The sequence below is a fragment of the Pseudoduganella sp. GW821-FHT11H04 genome (assembly GCF_058807935.1).
This window is the reverse complement of sequence record NZ_JBXARE010000001.1, coordinates 242,047-258,778: the sequence shown is the minus strand read 5'-3', so window position 1 is coordinate 258,778 and position 16,732 is coordinate 242,047. Positions and strand designations below refer to the sequence as shown.

13 protein-coding genes and 1 pseudogene are annotated in these 16,732 nt (G+C 62.0%); 2 read left to right on the top strand and 12 right to left on the bottom strand.

What is annotated here, in order from left to right; genetic code table 11:
* Positions 1-93: 93 nt before the first annotated feature.
* A complete protein-coding gene (lexA, locus tag AC1RTP_RS01210; RefSeq protein WP_498604155.1) occupies positions 94-783 on the top strand; it encodes a transcriptional repressor LexA in 690 nt (229 codons plus the stop codon).
* Positions 784-887: 104 nt separating this feature from the next.
* Entirely contained in the window at positions 888-1,916 is a 1,029-nt protein-coding gene (locus AC1RTP_RS01205) for an alpha/beta fold hydrolase (RefSeq protein ID WP_498604154.1), read from the top strand.
* Positions 1,917-1,977: 61 nt separating this feature from the next.
* Here AC1RTP_RS01205 and AC1RTP_RS01200 read toward each other — a convergent pair whose 3' ends face one another.
* From AC1RTP_RS01200 to AC1RTP_RS01145, 12 genes and pseudogenes are all read right to left on the bottom strand, one after another.
* Entirely contained in the window at positions 1,978-2,400 is a 423-nt protein-coding gene (locus AC1RTP_RS01200; RefSeq protein ID WP_498604153.1) for a hypothetical protein, read from the bottom strand.
* 1,089 nt (positions 2,401-3,489) lie between these two features.
* Positions 3,490-4,701: pseudogene (locus AC1RTP_RS01195) on the bottom strand (cystathionine gamma-synthase family protein); the annotation flags it as partial.
* Positions 4,701-6,227: an amidophosphoribosyltransferase gene (gene purF, locus AC1RTP_RS01190; RefSeq protein ID WP_498604152.1), complete on the bottom strand. Its 1,527-nt coding sequence runs from the start codon at positions 6,225-6,227 to the stop codon at positions 4,701-4,703. The gene purF and the pseudogene AC1RTP_RS01195, both read right to left, overlap by 1 nt.
* 39 nt (positions 6,228-6,266) lie before the next feature.
* Positions 6,267-6,755 (bottom strand): CvpA family protein, encoded by a 489-nt coding sequence (locus AC1RTP_RS01185; protein WP_498604151.1) that lies wholly within the window; start codon positions 6,753-6,755, stop codon positions 6,267-6,269.
* A gap of 25 nt (positions 6,756-6,780) precedes the next feature.
* Positions 6,781-7,710 carry an SPOR domain-containing protein gene (locus tag AC1RTP_RS01180; protein ID WP_498604149.1) on the bottom strand — a complete coding sequence of 310 codons (930 nt, stop codon included), beginning with the start codon at positions 7,708-7,710 and terminating at the stop codon, positions 6,781-6,783.
* An 11-nt stretch (positions 7,711-7,721) separates the two neighbouring features.
* Entirely contained in the window at positions 7,722-9,011 is a 1,290-nt protein-coding gene (gene folC / locus AC1RTP_RS01175; protein WP_498604148.1) for a bifunctional tetrahydrofolate synthase/dihydrofolate synthase, read from the bottom strand.
* A 69-nt stretch (positions 9,012-9,080) separates the two neighbouring features.
* A complete protein-coding gene (accD, locus tag AC1RTP_RS01170) occupies positions 9,081-9,953 on the bottom strand; it encodes an acetyl-CoA carboxylase, carboxyltransferase subunit beta (RefSeq protein ID WP_057259652.1) in 873 nt (290 codons plus the stop codon).
* 89 nt (positions 9,954-10,042) lie between these two features.
* Positions 10,043-10,846 (bottom strand): tryptophan synthase subunit alpha, encoded by an 804-nt coding sequence (gene trpA, locus AC1RTP_RS01165; RefSeq protein ID WP_498604146.1) that lies wholly within the window; start codon positions 10,844-10,846, stop codon positions 10,043-10,045.
* Between the two features lie 115 nt (positions 10,847-10,961).
* Positions 10,962-12,203, bottom strand: a complete 1,242-nt coding sequence (trpB, locus tag AC1RTP_RS01160; RefSeq protein ID WP_498604145.1) for a tryptophan synthase subunit beta — start codon at positions 12,201-12,203, stop codon at positions 10,962-10,964.
* Positions 12,187-12,879 (bottom strand): phosphoribosylanthranilate isomerase, encoded by a 693-nt coding sequence (locus tag AC1RTP_RS01155; protein WP_498604143.1) that lies wholly within the window; start codon positions 12,877-12,879, stop codon positions 12,187-12,189. Before AC1RTP_RS01155 ends, trpB begins: the two co-directional genes overlap by 17 nt.
* A gap of 11 nt (positions 12,880-12,890) precedes the next feature.
* Positions 12,891-13,694 (bottom strand): tRNA pseudouridine(38-40) synthase TruA, encoded by an 804-nt coding sequence (gene truA / locus AC1RTP_RS01150; protein ID WP_498604142.1) that lies wholly within the window; start codon positions 13,692-13,694, stop codon positions 12,891-12,893.
* A 58-nt stretch (positions 13,695-13,752) separates the two neighbouring features.
* Positions 13,753-16,683 (bottom strand): motility hub landmark protein FimV, encoded by a 2,931-nt coding sequence (locus AC1RTP_RS01145; RefSeq protein WP_498604141.1) that lies wholly within the window; start codon positions 16,681-16,683, stop codon positions 13,753-13,755.
* Positions 16,684-16,732 lie beyond the last annotated feature (49 nt).

The following is a 16,732-nucleotide window of genomic DNA, read 5'->3' as shown; positions in this document are numbered from 1 at the left end:
AATATTTTCTGCCGATGCAACAAATTTGCTTGCAATTCCTTTCATACTGTACAAAAATACAGACTGTCTATAATCACAGTCCACTATAGCGCCATGATCAAGCTCACAGCACGACAAGAACAAATCCTCGACCTGATCAAGGATGCAATCGAAAACACCGGCTTCCCACCGACCCGCGCAGAAATCGCAGCGGAACTGGGCTTCAAATCCGCCAATGCGGCCGAAGAGCACCTGAAAGCCCTCCAGCGCAAAGGCGCGATTGAAATCACCGCCGGCACTTCGCGCGGCATCCGCCTGACCGGCAACTTCGGCGGCCCGGCAACCGGCACCGCAAAACCTAGCCCTGCCCCGCGCGCCAAAGTCGAATTCGACGATATGCCAGCCGTCCCGGCCGGCATGCTGATTTCCCTGCCGCTGATCGGCCGCGTCGCCGCCGGTTCGCCCATCCTGGCACAGGAAAACCTGGAAACCAGCTACAGCGTCGACCCGAACCTGTTCTCGGCCAAGCCCGACTTCCTGCTGAAGGTGCGCGGCGAATCGATGCGCGACATCGGCATCATGGACGGCGACCTGCTGGCCGTGAAAAAGACCGACAGCGCCCGCAACGGCCAGGTGGTGGTAGCCCGTATCGGCAACGACGTCACGGTGAAGACCTACCGCAAGACCGGCAGCAAGATCGAACTGCTGCCGGAAAACCCGGACTTCAAGATCATCACCGTCAACCCGGAAGACGACTTCGCCCTGGAAGGCCTGGCGGTCGGCCTGATGCGCACCTGGCACTGATTCATCCCGCCTGTTCCGCGTTTTTTGCAGCCTGTCGCATAGACGCTACTATTGCCGGGCAAACAAAGTTATCCTTCTTACATCAACAACAAGAAGGAGAAAACATGTTTGCCCGACGCCTCAGCGCCACCCTGTGCACTCTCGCATTTGCCTCCGTCTCGGCCTACGCCGCAGCGCCACAGCAGCAATTCGCCAAAATGGGCGACCTGCAGCTTGAGAGCAAAGCCACCATCAACGACTGCTCGATCGGCTACCGCACCATCGGCACCCTGAACGCCGACAAATCCAACGCCATCCTGTTCACCACCTGGCACACCGGCACCAGCCGCGACGCCATCGGCATGCTGCAAAGCGGCGCCCTGTTCGATCCAGCGCCATGGTATGTGATCGTGGTCGATGCGCTGGGCAACGGCGTTTCCTGCTCGCCCTCCAACAGCAAGACCCAGGCCGGCCCAGCCTTCCCGCAATTCTCCATGCGCGACATGGTGGAAAGCCAGCACAAGCTGCTGACTGAAAAACTGGGCATCAACCACGTGCGCGCCGTCATGGGCTACTCGATGGGCGGCATGCAAACCTTCCAGTGGGCAGCCAGCTACCCGGGCTTCATGGACGTGGCTATCCCGATTGCGGGCACCCCGCGCCTGACCTCCTCCGACATGCTGTTCCTGCGCATCGTCGAGAAATCCGTGGTCGACGAACCAGCCTATGCCGGCGGCCGCTACGCAAAGAATCCGGCCCTGCCGATGTACAACCTGCTGTTCGCCATGAACTTCGACAGCCCGGCCCACCGCAGCGCACGCACCGCGCCAAAGGATTTCGAAAAATTCTTCCGCGAGAGCGCAGCCTCCGATCCTGAAGGCACCGATGCCAACAACTCCCTGTGGCAGATCCGCGCAGTGCTCGGCCACGACATCGCCCAGGGCGGCAAATTGGAAGACGCAGCTGCCCACGTCAAGGCGCACATCTACCCGATCAATGCCGCGCAAGACCACCTGGTCAATCCAGCGCCAAGCATCTCCTTCGCCAAGCTGCGCAAGGAAGAAGCCACAGTCCTCGACACCGACTGCGGCCACGCCGCCCTGCGCTGCGCCATGCCCGCAATGAAAGCCGTTGTGGAAAAAGCGCTACGCTAAGACTGCAGTCTATTCCGCCAATCCTGCAGTTCGTCGCAGCCACGCTCCCCGGGTGGCTGCGCTAACTTAAAGTCACACAAAACCACATAACCACCGGGGAGATTTGATGTTCAAGCCACTCTGCATCGCAGCCGCGATGCTGGCAGCGCAGTCCGCGTTCGCCTTCGACAACCAGACCAACCATTACCGCCTGAGCATCGACAAAGATGCCAAGCGCGCCCACGTTGAAGCCGACGTCTGGGTCGAAGGCCGCGAACTGGTGCTGTTCAACTGCATGCCCATCCCGCAGCTGAAAAACGGCCAGGCGGACCTGATCGAAAAACTGGCCGTGCGCGACATGGCCGGCAGCGCGGTCGCACTGACCGACAAGGGCGAAGGCGAATATGAAGTGGATGGCGACCGCCGCCTGCGCCTCTCCTATGACATCCGCCTGGAGCACGACAAATACGAATGGCCGGGCGGGAATGAAGAAGTGTCCTATCACACAGACGAAGGCCTGATGTCGGTCGGCTACCCGCTATTTATCGTGCCGGGCGTGAAGATGCTGGGCGAAACCGAAGTCGCCTTCGAGCTGCCGCAAGGGTGGAAAGCCAACACGCCATGGCGCAGCGCCGGCAAGCCTGGCGCCTTCGTCGTCGAATCGCGCCGCGAGCTGGTGAACAACGCCTTCTTCTTCGGCACCGCACATGCCGAGACCTTCAAGGCAGGCGGCGTCGAAATGACCCTGGTCATGGGCAAACAATACTGGAAACGCCGCGACGCCTTCATGTCGATGATCGACAAACAGATGAACAGCTACCAGAAGCTTTACGGCCGTGGCCCGGTTGCCGACCGCTTCCTGATCGTGATCAACCAGGGCGACACCGGCGACGGCGGCGCCTTCTCCGCCTCCTTCAGCCAATACCTGAAAGACGATGGCAGCGACGTCTCGCGCCCGATCTGGGGCAAGGTGATGGCGCACGAGCTGGCCCACTTCTGGGACGGTCACTCGCTGGTGCCGAAGAACGAAAGCGAAGAATGGTTCAAGGAAGGCGTGAACGACTACGTCACCGTGATCACGATGGCGCGCAACAAACTGATGGACCGCACGATGGTGATCCAGCAGCTGGAAAACCTGGCGCGCGGCCAGAACGTCGCCCGTAATGTACAAGGACTGACCGTCACAGTGCGCGAAGCGGTCAAGGACAAGCACCGCAACTGGCTGCTTGTCTACGGCGGCGGTACGATTGCCGGCCTGGCGATGGACGTCGAACTGCGCAAGGCCAGCAAAGGCAAGGTCAGCCTCGACACGCTGCTGAACGCGATGTACAAAGAGTTCGGCCACAAAGGCAAACAATACGACCAGGCCGACATCGTCCGCATCGGCAAAGCGATCGGCGGTGTCGACCTCGACCCGCTGCTGAACAACATTGTCGCCACCACCAAAGCGCCCGACCTCTCGCCCCTGTTCAAAGACATTGGCCTGCGCCTCGAACAATTCGGCATGCTGGAAACCTACCTGCTGCGCGACCCAGCCGCCACAGCCGAACAGAAATCCCGCTTCACCGCCATCTTCGGTATCCCCTACTAAGGAAAAAGTCGGGGTCAGGTCGGCGGGGTCTTCGATGCCGACGGAGACGCGGATCAGGCTGTCGGCAATGCCCATCGAGGCGCGGCGCTCTGGGCCCATTTCGTAGAAGATGGTGTGCGAGACGGGGATCACCAACGTGCGGGTATCGCCCAGGTTGGAAGTCGGGATCGCGAGCTTCAACTTGTTGAGGTAGTCGAAACAGTCGATGCCGTCTTTCAGTTCAAAGCTCAAAAGCGAACCGAAGTCCTTGAACAGCTCTGCTGCGATGCCGTGCTGCGGGTGCGATTTCAGGCCTGGGTAGTAGACAGCCGCAACGCGCTCGTCGGCTTCCAGCATTGCTGCCAGGGCGCGGGCGTTGGCGCAGGTGCGTTCCATGCGCAGGGCCAGCGTTTCGGCGCCGACGGCAATGGTGTGCGCTGCTTCCGGGGCCAGCGAGGCGCCGAAGTCGCGCAGCGCCTTGGCGCGGATCTGCACCAGGCCCCACTGCGCCGCAGGATTCTTTTTGTAGTTCTCGAAGATGTTCGGGAACTTGGTCCAGTCGTAAGCGCCGGTATCAGTCAGCGCGCCGCCCAGTGCATTGCCATGGCCGCCAATCGACTTGGTCAGCGCATTCACCACCAGGCCCGCACCCACGTCTTTCGGGCGGAACAGGTAGGGCGACGTCATCGTGTTGTCCACGATGTAGAGGATGCCGCGCTCCGCGCACAGTTGGCCGATGCGTTTCAGGTCGGCGATCTGCGTGCGCGGGTTGGCGATGGTCTCCACGAACACCATGCGGGTTTCAGGCTTCAAAGCCGCGGCCACATTGGCCACGTCGGTGGCGTCGACAAAGTCCACGCCCACGCCCTGCCCCGCTACGGTTTGCCACAGCGAGTTGGTATTCCCGAACAGGAACGACGACGACACGATATGGTCGCCGGCGCGCAGCAGCGCCTGGAACACGGCGCCGATGGCGCCCATGCCCGTGGCGAAGCAGATCGTGCCCACGCCCTGCTCCATCTTGCTGACCTTATCCTCCAAAGCGGCAACGGTAGGGTTGCCCTGGCGGCCGTAGCGGAAGCCCGGCTCCTTGCCCTGGAAGACCGACGCCAGCTGGCGTGCGTCGGCGTAGCCGAAAGTGACCGAAGTGTGGATCGGCTTGTGCAGCGAGCCGTGCTCGATGCCTTTCTGGCGGTCGTTATGCAGGATGGTGGTCGTGAAGCCGTAGTTCTTCATCAGGATTCCGTGTTGGCGGTGTTCAGGTTCAGTTGCGTACGTGCCGCGTCTTCAGCAACCTTGGCCTTGGTCGGATTGTGGCGAGCCTGTTCGATGCGGTCCAGGTACTCGGCCGACACGTCGCCGGTGATATACTTGCCGTCGAAGCAGGAAGCCTCGAATTCGGTCAGCGCAGGGTTCACGTCGGCGATGGATTTCTTCAGGTCTTCCAGGTCCTGGTAGACCAGCGCGTCGGCGGTGATTTCTTCGCAGATCTCTTGCACGGTGCGGCCGTGGGCGATCAGTTCGTCGCGGGTAGGCATGTCGATGCCGTACACGTTCGGGTACAGCACTGGCGGCGCGGCGGAGGCGAAGATCACTTTCTTGGCGCCGGCTTCGCGCGCCATCTGCACGATCTCACGGGAGGTGGTGCCGCGCACGATGGAGTCGTCCACCAGCAGTACAACCTTGTCCTTGAATTCGTCGCCGATGGCGTTCAGCTTCTGGCGCACGGACTTCTTGCGCATCGCCTGGCCCGGCATGATGAAGGTGCGGCCGATGTAGCGGTTCTTGATGAAGCCTTCGCGGTAATCCACGCCCAGGCGCATCGCCAACTGGATTGCGGCAGGACGCGAGGAGTCAGGAATAGGCATGACGACGTCCACGCCTTCAGCCAGGCCTTCGCGCTTGATCTTGTCGGCCAGGTACTCGCCCATCTTCAGGCGGGTGTTGTACACGGAGGCGCCGTCGATCACGGAATCAGGACGCGCCAGGTACACGTATTCGAACACGCATGGATTCAGCTTTGGATTCTCGGCGCAGATCTGTGCGTGCAGGTTGTTGTCGTCGTCGATGAAGATCGCTTCGCCCGGCAGCACGTCGCGCACGAAGCGGAAGCCCATGCCTTCCAGCGCCACGGATTCCGAAGCAACCATGTACTCCTTGCCTTCCGGGGTTTCGTTGATACCCAGGCACAGCGGACGGATGCCGTTCGGGTCGCGGAAGGCCAGCATGCCGCTGCCTGCGATTTGCGCCACCGCAGCATAGCCGCCGCGCACGCGCTTGATCAGCACCGTCACGGCCTGGAAGATGTTGGCCGGGGTCAGGTGAACGTCGGTGGATGCCTTCTGGATCTCGTGCGCCAGCACGTTCAACAGCACTTCCGAATCGGAATCGGTGTTGATGTGGCGGCGGTCATTCTTGAACATCTCGTCCTTGAGCTGTTCCCAGTTGGTCAGGTTGCCGTTGTGCGCCAGGGTGATGCCGAACGGCGCGTTGACGTAGAACGGCTGCGCTTCTTCTTCGCTGGAAGAACCGGCGGTCGGGTAGCGGCAATGGCCGATACCGGAGGTGCCGTTCAGCGAACGCATATTCCGAGTGCGGAACACGTCGCGCACCAGGCCATTGGCCTTGTGCATGGAGAACGTGTTGCTTTGGTTGGTTGCGATACCTGCCGCGTCCTGGCCGCGATGCTGCAACAGCAGCAGCGCGTCATACAGCATCTGGTTGACTGGTTGGTGGGATACGACGCCGACGATGCCACACATGGTGTGCTCCTAAACTTGGTACTGCGGATTTAACGAATTCTAAAAATGGACATGCTGCGCCATATCGGCGGGCAGGAATGGTTTTACGGTGCGCACGCCGGATTCCGCCATGGGACTCAACAGCGCGTTCTTCCAGAAATCCTGCTTCGGCATGGATGTCATCCCTGCCAATATGACGCCGGCCAGCACAATCACAATGCCCCGAGCCAGGCCAAACAAGCTTCCCAGGCCGCGGTCTGCCAGTGACAGGCCGCCCGCTTCGATCAGCGCCTCGATCGCCATGGTCACCAGGGCAAGGAGGATGCGCGCACCGATAAACAGTGCAATGAAGGCAACGATCAGGCGCACCACGGCGCCCGGGATGGCCTCCGGCAGCATGGCGGCCAGCCATGGTCCGTAAGCGTTGGCGACGACAAAGGCTATTATCCAGCCGGCCAGCGACAGTACTTCTTTGACCAGGCCGCGCAGGGTACCGATAATGACGGAGGAGGCAAGCACGAAAATAACCAGGTAATCGAAAATCGTCACGTCAGCGCAGCCTCAAATCATCCTGTCAGGCCGGGGCCAGGCTGCCGTTCAGGCCCAGTTTGACCAGCTTGGCTTTGACCTTTTCGGCTTCTTCCTTGTTCGGGAACGGACCGACTCGCACGCTGGTCAATTCGCCATTGGCGGTGGTGACCTTTTGCGCATAGGACTTGATGCCGGCGTCGCCCAGCTTGCGCTGCAGCTCTTCCACTTTTTCTTTCGCGGCGAAGGCGCCGACCTTGATCACAAACTTGGTCGATGGCGCTGCTTCGGCGGCCTTGCCTTCCAGGATAGCCATGGCGCGCGCATCGTCGGACAGTGCAGGCTTGGCTTCCGGTTTCTTCGGCTCCGGCTTCGGTTCTGGGTGTTTTACTTCGGCCTTGGCGACTTTTGGCTCGGTCGCTTTTGGATCGGCCGCTTTTGGCGGCTTCACAGGTTCGGTCACGGCCGGCTTGCTCGGCACGTGGACAATTTCTTCGCCCTTGTCGAGGGCAGCGCCGGCGGCTGCAACCGGAGCGACCGTACGCGAGGACGGCGCCGGAGCAGGAACAGGAGCAGGAGCGGCAGGCTGCCCGATAGCTGGCACCGGAGCCGGTGCGCTGGCAGGACCGCCATTCAGCGGTTCGCCCGGCTTGTCCTTCGAAGGCATATTGATGGCGATATCCGACACCGACGATTTAGGTTCGGAATCGAGCAGCATCGGCAGGCCGATGGCCACTGCCAAAGCTAGCGCAATGGCGCCTACCAGACGGCGGCGTGCACGCTTTTTCTCTGGCAGTACGGGATCCTGGGCATTTTTGCCGGCACCGCGGCGCGGAGCCGCGTCGGCGCCGGCGCTGGATGCGCGCTTGGAACGGGCCTTTTCATCCAGGGCCCTGTCGTCCTGTGCGCGGTAGTAGCCGCTGTCTTCACCAGCAGCATCTTGCTTGTCTTTGCCAAATTTCGATAACAAGCCCATGCGGAATTTTCTCAGTGGAGTGAGGATTTTTTCGCCGCCATGACGCCGGCGACGGTCAGGAATGATCCAAAGACCACAATTCTATCATTCTCGCCCGCGCGGCTCATCGCATTTGCGAATGCCTGACCTGGATCATCGAAAATATTGACGGTTTTTTCACCGATTTTCGGCTCAATCGCCTGCACTTTGCCTGCCAGCTCGGAAGCAGTGGCCGCGCGCGACGATGGTAAGTTGGTAAGACACCAGTGGTCAACGCATGGCGCCATGGCTTTGATCACGCCGTCGATGTCCTTATCGTGCATGGAGCCGAACACTGCGAAGGTGTACGGGCTGAAGCCCATATTGCCCACGTTCTGCGCCAGCGCAGCTGCTGCGTGCGGGTTGTGCGCCACATCGTAAATCACAGTCGGACGGCCCGGCAGCACCTGGAAGCGGCCCGGCAGCTCCACCATCACCAGGCCGGTACGCACTTCCTGCGCGCCAACCGGCAGTTCCATCTTCAGCGCTTCGAGTGCTGCGAGAGCGGCGCAGGCATTCAGCAGCTGGTTCGCGCCGCGTAAGCCCGGGTAAGCGAGCGAATTGCGGCGCTGCGAACGGCCGCCGTAATTCCATTGCTGCTTGTCGCCCGCGTAGTTGAAGTCGCGGCCCATCAGCCACAGGTCGGCGCCGATTTCCATGGCGTGGTCGATCAGCGACTGCGGCGGCACCGGGTCGCTGCAAATGGCGACCTTGCCGGTGCGGAAAATGCCGGCCTTTTCAAAGCCGATCTGCTCGCGCGTGCCGCCAAGGTAATCAACGTGGTCAATGTCGACGCTGGTCACGATGGACACGTCGGCGTCGATCACATTGACCGCATCCAGGCGTCCGCCCAGGCCCACTTCCAGGATGACCACATCCAGCGTCGCCTGCGACATCAGGTGCATGATCGCCAGGGTGGTAAATTCGAAATACGTCAGCGAAATATCGCCTCGCGCGCGCTCGACGAAATTGAAACTCTCCACCAGCTGCTCATCGCTCGCCATGTCGCCGTTCAGGCGCGCACGTTCATTGAAGTGCAAGAAGTGCGGCTTGATGTACAGGCCGACACGGTAGCCGCCCTGCAGCAGGATCGATTCCAGCATGGCGCAGGTCGAGCCCTTGCCATTGGTGCCGGCCACCATGATGACGGGGCATTTGAACTGCAATGCCATGCGTTCCTTGACCGCGCGTACGCGTTCCAGGCCCATGTTGATGACGGTTTCGGCGTGGCGCGATTCGATCAGCGCAAGCCATTCTGGGAGGGTATTCGGGAGATTGGACATTATCGCCAGGAGGGTGTTGGGCGCGCAGCGCAGGAGGCTGCGCGCGCCGGGTAAAACTAGAGTTGAAGCTTAGGCCAGCACTTCTGCGGCCTGGTTCTGCATCAGGGCCAGCAGGCGAGCGATTTCTTCGCGCATCTGGCGGCGGTCCACGATCATGTCGATCGCGCCCTTGGTCAGCAGGAACTCGGAACGCTGGAAGCCTTCCGGCAGCTTTTCACGCACGGTGTTTTCGATCACGCGTGGACCGGCGAAGCCGATCAGCGCTTTCGGCTCGGCCATCACCACGTCGCCCATGAAGGCGAACGATGCGGACACGCCGCCCATGGTCGGGTCGGTCAGCACGGAGATGAACGGCAGCTTCTTCTCGGCCAGCTTGGTCAGCATCGCAGTGGTTTTCGCCATCTGCATCAGGGACAGCAGGCCTTCCTGCATACGTGCGCCGCCGGTAGCGGTCACGCAGATGAACGGCACTTTCTGTTCCAGCGCTACCTGGGCCGCGCGGGCGAAACGTTCGCCAACCACGGAACCCATGGAGCCGCCCATGAATTCGAATTCGAAGCACGCTACGACAACCGGCAGGCTCATGATCGAGCCGCCCATCGCGATCAGGGCATCGGTTTCGCCAGTGGCTTCCATCGCCTGCTTCAGGCGATCAGGGTATTTCTTGCTGTCCTTGAATTTCAGCGTGTCGACCGGCAGGGTCTCCTGGCCGATTTCATAACGGCCGCCGGCGTCCAGCAGTGCATCCAGGCGCTCGCGCGCGCGGATACGCATGTGGTGGTCGCACTTAGGGCAGACATGCAGGTTCGACTCCAGGTCGGTACGGTACAGAACTGCCTCGCAGGATGGGCATTTGACCCACAGGCCTTCAGGCATTGTCTTGCGAGCGGCAGCGTCCGAGCGCTGGATGCGCGGTGGCAGTAATTTTTCCAACCAGCTCATATATTTCTCCTCTTGCACTAACTTAGGCCGGAAGTGTAGCCGTTTCTGCCTGTCCTGTCGAACTAAACAGGCAGAATCTTGCTCTACGATTAACGCTTTTCGTCGAGTGCGTGGCGAATACCGGAAACGAACGATCGTACTGATTTTACAGCGTTTTCCGGCCCTGCCGTCTCGATTTCCTGGATGATGCGGCTGCCGATCACGACCGCGTCGGCCACGCTGGCCACGGCCCGCGCAGTTTCCGCATCGCGGATGCCGAAGCCGACGCCCAGCGGCAGCTGGACGTGCTTGCGGATCATGTCCAAGCGGCGCGCCACGTCTTCGGTATCGATATGGCCGGCGCCGGTGACGCCTTTCAGCGACACATAGTAGGTGAAGCCGCTGCCGACACGCGCTACTTGCTGCACGCGCTGTTCGGTCGAGGTGGGGGCCAGCAGGAAAATCAGGTCCTGCCCAGCCGCGCGCATTTTGGCGGCGAATACCTCACATTCTTCCGGCGGATAGTCGACCACGATGGCGCCGTCGGCGCCGGCGGAGCTGCTGGCGTCGATGTAGGCGTCGGCGCCCAGGCGCTCGATCGGGTTGGCGTAACCCATCAGGACCACCGGGGTGGTGCTGTTGGTCTTGCGGAATTCGCGCACGAAGTCGAAGCAGTCGCGGATGCCGACGCCCTTTGCCAATGCGCGCTCGCAGGCGCGCTGGATGACCGGGCCTTCCGCCATTGGGTCGGAGAATGGGATGCCGAGTTCGAGGATGTCGGCGCCGCCTTCCACCAAGGCGTGCATCAGTGCCACGGTGTGGCCTGGGTCAGGGTCGCCCGCGGTAATGAAGGTGACCAGGGCTTTCTTGTTTTGCGCTTTCAGGGCGGCGAAGGTTGCTGCGATACGAGTCATGTTTTTTCCTTTCAAACCGGTAGAGCAGTGTCTGACCCGCAGGGTCGGACACTTGGTACGCGGCGGTCGCGGGTCGGATGTCTGACCCTGCGGGTCAGACACCGGTTTACCGGTTTTAGAACTGCAGGCCGGCGCGCTGCGCGACGGTATGCATATCCTTGTCGCCACGGCCCGACAGGTTGGCCAGGATGATCTTATCCTTCGGCAGGGTCGCCGCCAGCTTGGCCGCATAGGCCAGCGCGTGCGAAGACTCCAGCGCAGGAATGATCCCCTCGATATGGCAGCAGTCATGGAAAGCCTGCAATGCCTCGTCATCGGTGATCGACACGTATTGCGCGCGTCCCGAATCCTTCAGGTAGGAGTGCTCAGGCCCCACGCCCGGATAATCCAGGCCAGCCGACACCGAATGCGTTTCGATAATCTGGCCGCCATCATCCTGCAGCAGGTAGGTACGGTTGCCGTGTAAGACGCCCGGATAGCCGGCCGTCAGCGAAGCAGCATGCTTGCCCGACTCCAGGCCCTCGCCTGCCGCTTCCACGCCCACCAGCGCCGTCGCGGCCTGGTCGATGTAAGGATAGAAAATACCCATCGCGTTGGAACCGCCGCCGATGCAGGCCACCACATAGTCCGGCTGGCGGCCGGTCATCTCAGGCATCTGCTGCAGGCATTCTTCGCCGATCACGGACTGGAAGTCGCGCACCATCATCGGGTACGGGTGCGGGCCCGCCACGGTGCCGATGATGTAGAAAGTGTTTTCGATATTGGTGACCCAGTCGCGCATCGCTTCGTTCAGCGCGTCTTTCAGGGTCTTGGAGCCGGATTCCACCGGCACCACGGTCGCGCCCAGAAGCTTCATGCGATAAACGTTCTGCGCCTGGCGCTTCACGTCCTCGCTGCCCATGTACACCACGCACTCCAGGCCGAAGCGGGCGCAGATGGTGGCGGTGGCAACGCCGTGCTGGCCGGCGCCGGTTTCGGCGATGATGCGCGGCTTGCCCATGCGCTTGGCCAGCAAAGCCTGGCCGATCACGTTATTGATCTTGTGCGCGCCGGTGTGGTTCAGGTCTTCGCGCTTGAAGAAGATTTGCGCGCCGCCCAGCTGGTTGGACCAGCGCTTGGCGTGGTACACGGGCGAAGGACGGCCGACGAAGTGCTTCAGCTCATAGCGGAACTCTTCGAGGAAAAGTTCATCCTTGCTGTAGCGGTCATAGGCTTCGCGCAGCTCGGCCAGCGCGTAGCTCAGGGTCTCTGCGACGAAGGAGCCGCCGTAAGGGCCGAAATGGCCGGTGGCGTCAGGCAGGTGGTAAGTCGAGGCGTGAAACAGGTGCGCTGGAGGCGCATCAACCGGGGTTTTCATGGTGCGGATCTTTCTCAAGTGTGGCATCTGCCGCCCGCACGCCGCGAATGAACTCCGCGATCAGGCGAGCATCTTTGATGCCCTTGGCGCGCTCGACGCCACTAGAGACGTCAACCGCGTAAGGGCGAACGCTGGCCACTGCGCCAGTCACATTTTGCACGCTCAAGCCACCACTCAAAACGGCCCGATGCGCGAGATCTTTTGGAATTAGGGACCAATCGAAAACCTTTCCTGCGCCGCCATATGCATCCACGAAGGTGTCGAGCAGGAGGCCCGAGAACAAGCCACTGGATGCGCGGCAAAGTCGCTCATATTCTAGCAGCTCAGCGCCGCTTGTGTCGGGTTTGACGCGGAAGACCCGCACGAAGGCGCGGCCGGCAGCTTTGGCTGCGGCGGCGCACTGCTCCGCCGTCTCATCGCCATGGAATTGCAAAAGTGATATTGGCGCAATGGCCACGGTGTCGGCCACCTGCTGCGCCGTGTGGTTCACGAACAATCCCACCGGCGTCACGAAGGGCGGCAACAGCGCAATCAGTTCGGCCGCGCGCTGCGGCGTCACGTAGCGCGGGCTTTTTTCGTAAAACACGAAGCCCACCGCATCGGCGCCCGCCGCAACGGCGGCCTGGACGTCTTCTTCGCGGGTCAGGCCGCAGATTTTGATGCGGGTGCGTGGCATTGCGGGTTTCCTCAGAAAGCTGGCAGGATGCTGGGCTCTTCTTGCGGCAAGCCCCATTTTGCGTCGTATTCGATCCTCGACAGGTACAGGCCGTCCGGCATGAAAGTCGGCGCGGACTTGGTGCGGTCCTTCCCTGCCAACAGCTCTCCCAGCCAGTCGGTGTTCTCGCGGCCCTGGCCAACATAGACAAGGGAGCCGACCAGGTTGCGCACCATATGGTGCAGGAAAGCGTTGGCGCGCAGCGTGAACAGGATCATGTCGCCATGGCGCTCGATCCCGATCATCTGCATTTCCTTGACTGGCGTCTTGGCCTGGCACATGGAGGCGCGGAAGGCGGTGAAGTCGTGGGTGCCGATCAGCGGCTTGACGGCTTCACGCATGCGTTCCACGTCCAGCTTCCAGTGCGTGAAGCCGGCGCGGCCCGCCAGCAGAGGCGAACGCACCTGGTTGTTATACAGCAGGTAGTGGTAAGTGCGGGAACGGGCGCTGAAACGGGAGTGGAATTCCTGCTCCGGCGTAGGCGCCTCGGGCAGGTAGCGCGCCCAGCGCACGCCGATCGATTCAGGCAGGAAGGCGTTGATGCCGCGCACCCAGGCGTGTTCGGCGCGATCGAGTTCGGTGTCGAAGTGCACCACCTGGTTCAGCGCATGCACGCCGGCGTCGGTGCGGCCGGCACAAGTGGTGCCCAGCTTGACGCAGGCGAAGCGCTCAATGGCTTCCTCCAGCTTGTTCTGCACGGTCTGGCCGTGCGGCTGGATCTGGTAGCCAAGCCAGTCGGCGCCGTTGTACTGGATGCCTAATGCGATGCGTTTCAAAATAAAAAATGCCCGGTCAGATTGATCTGTGACCGGGCATTATACGGCGAATTGCTGTTTAACCGAGCAATGCGCGCATGGAGTTGGCTCGTGCAACCTGGTCGTCGCTACCACCGCGGATAACTTCATCCAGCAGCTCGCGGGCGCCTTCCTTGTCGCCGATTTCCTGGTAGGCCACCGCCAGATCCAGCTTGGTGTCCATTTCCATATGCAGGGCAGACATCTCTTCCTCGCCTTTCGGTGCGGCAGGTGCGCCCGCACCACCCAGGTCCAGGTTGATGCTGGACAGGTCGAAGTCGGCTGGCGCCGCAGCAGGAGCTGCAGCCGGTGCCGGCGCATCCATGCCAGGCAGGTCCAGCGCGAAGTCGGCAGCCGACAGAGACGCTTCTTCCGCAGCAGGAGCCGGGGCTGGAGCAGCACCGCCGCTTGGCAGCGAGAAGTCCATGCTATCCAGTTCAGCCAACGGGCTGGCAGCTGGTGCAGCTTCGGCTTTAGCGGCTGGCAGGTCCAGGTTGAAGTCCATGCCGATATCGGCCATGGCGTCAGCCACTGGAGCGGCTTCCACTGCTTCTACCTTGGCTGCTGGAGCATCCAGGCCTAGGTCGAAGGACAGGTCGTGCGCTTCTTCCGCAGCTGGAACCGGCGCCGCTTCAACTGCAGCAACGGCAGCGGCAGGCGCTGGCTCGTCGAAGCTCAGGCCACCCAGGTCGAAGTCCAGGGTGTTGCTCTCGGCAGCTTTCGGCGCTGGAGCAGCTTCCGCGGAGAGTGCGTTTGCGTCGCGATCCAGGTCAAAGTCCATCAGGCTCGCTTCAGCAGCGACTGGCGAAGCGTCCTGGCTCAGGTCCAGGTCCAGGCCGCCCGCATCCGCTGGAGCCATGGCCGCAGCAGCAGGTGCTGGCTCGGCAAACATGGCGGCGAAGTCGTTCAGCTCATTGGACTGGCTGGCCACGAACGGCGCAGCGGCAGCACCAGCGGCGGCGGCGCCACCCAGGCCTGCAGCGGCTTTCGCCTGCGCAGCGCTGACGTACAGCGGATTATCCGGATCGATGCCCGAACCCAGGGCAGCGGCTTGCGCCCACTCGTCGCCCACGCCCTTGGTCATCGAATACAGCTCGGTCGCCTGGGATTCGAAGGCGCGCGCATCCTTGCGGCCGGCGTAGATTTCCAGCAGCTTCAAGCGCACTGGGTGACGTTCAGGGTGAACGCGCAGCGCTTCTTTCAGGATTTCTTCAGCCTGGGCGTCGCGACCGTAGGCAATGTACACGTCGGCTTCCGCTACCGGATCGACTTCATTGGTGTCGAGCTGGCTGGCCGAAGGGGCGAAGTTGGAGTTGAACACGCTGTTGCTGGTGTCGACGCTCTGGCCGCCGGTTTCGGCGAACAGGGAGTGTGCCGTGGTGCCTGGATCGCCCAGGGTACCTGTGGACTCGACGCTCGCCAGCGACATATCTTCCGCAGCTGCCTTGCGGCGGCGCATGATGATCAGCGCAGCACCACCCAGCAGCGCTGCAACTGCGGCGCCGATCAGGGTGATGTTTTCCATGATCGTATCGACCAGGCTTGGGCCCACAGGAGCCGGCGCTGGTGCAGGTGCGCTGCGTTTCGGCTTGGCCGGCTTGGCTGCTTCCGGCGCTGGTGCTGCCTCAGGGGCCGATGCTGCCGGAGCAGATGCCATTGGAGCTGCCGGTGCCGGAGCCGATGCAGCGGCAGCAGGTGCCGGAGCGGCAGCCGCAGGCGCCGAGGCAGCCTTCGCAGGCGCGCTGGCTACCGGGCTGGCTGCTGCCGACGCTGCCGCGGCGCTGGCCTTGGCTTGCGCGCTGGCGCCAGCCTTGTTCTTCACTTCCATCAACTTCTCGAGATCGTTGACGTTCTTTTCCAGCTCCTTCACGCGGGCGCTGGCGTCAGCCATCTGGCGGTCTTTGGCGATCTTGTCTTCCACCGCACCAGTCTTGCCTGCCTTGCTGGCGGCATCGCCGGCCTTGGACAGTTTCAGCTGGTCTTTCGACTCGGTCACGGCGGTCGGGCGTTCTTTCACCTGGGCCGTGATCTTGCCGGTTTGGCTTTGCTGGGCCTCCGGCTCCTTGGCCGGGGTAGCCGCGGCTACCTGCCCTGCCAGCTTGTTGCGGTAAGCGTTGAAGTCGGCGGCATGCGCCACCACGGTGCCATGGGCTTCGCCCTGGGAGGTGCCTTTGACGGCATCCGCACCCGGCACGGACAGGATGGTGCCCGACTTCAGGCGGTTCATATTATTGCCTGCGAAGGCGTCCGGATTGGCGCGGTACAGCGCCACCAGCATCATGTCCAGCGAAACGTCGGCTGGTTTCAGGCGGCCGGCGATCTTGCCCAGCGTATCGCCCTTGCGTACGGCATAGCTGTCGGCGGAGCCGGCTGCTTCCTGCGTTGCCGCGTGGCGTGGCTCACGCGGCGCTGCGGGCGCAGATGGTGCGGCGGCAGGAGCGGCAGCCGATGCAGCCGGAGCTGCGGCCGGTGCGGTCGCAACGGCAACCGGAGCAGCTTTACGTGCTACCGGCGCCGCCACTTGCGGCGACTGCGCGGTGCGCAGGTCGGCAGGATCGAGCAGGAAGGTGTATTCACGGACCAGGCGACCATTGGTCCAGGTCAGTTCCAGCAGCATATCGACGAAAGGCTCGTTGATCGGCTGACCGGAAGAAATGCGGATGAACTGGCGAGCACCACGTGCCTCCACCTCAAAGCGCAGGCCAAGCAGTGCCGGATTGAATTCGATATTGGCGGCGCGGAAGGCATCCGTCGAGGCCAGTTTGGCCACCAGTTCGGACGCTTCTTCTGGCGAAACGGCCGTCAATTCGATTTCGGCGCGCAGCGGCTGCCCCAATGAAGAGAGAACAGTGAGCTTGCCAAGACCAGCTGCGTTGACGGAAAGAGGTGCGAGCACAGCGCCACCGAGCACAGCGGCGGTCAGTGTTTTCAACGCGAACGAAGCGACCTTGGAAGGTTTTTGTACAGGCATAGTGGGCGACGAAAGTGGTTAACGTGGAAAGAAAGTTACTTTTCCAGAG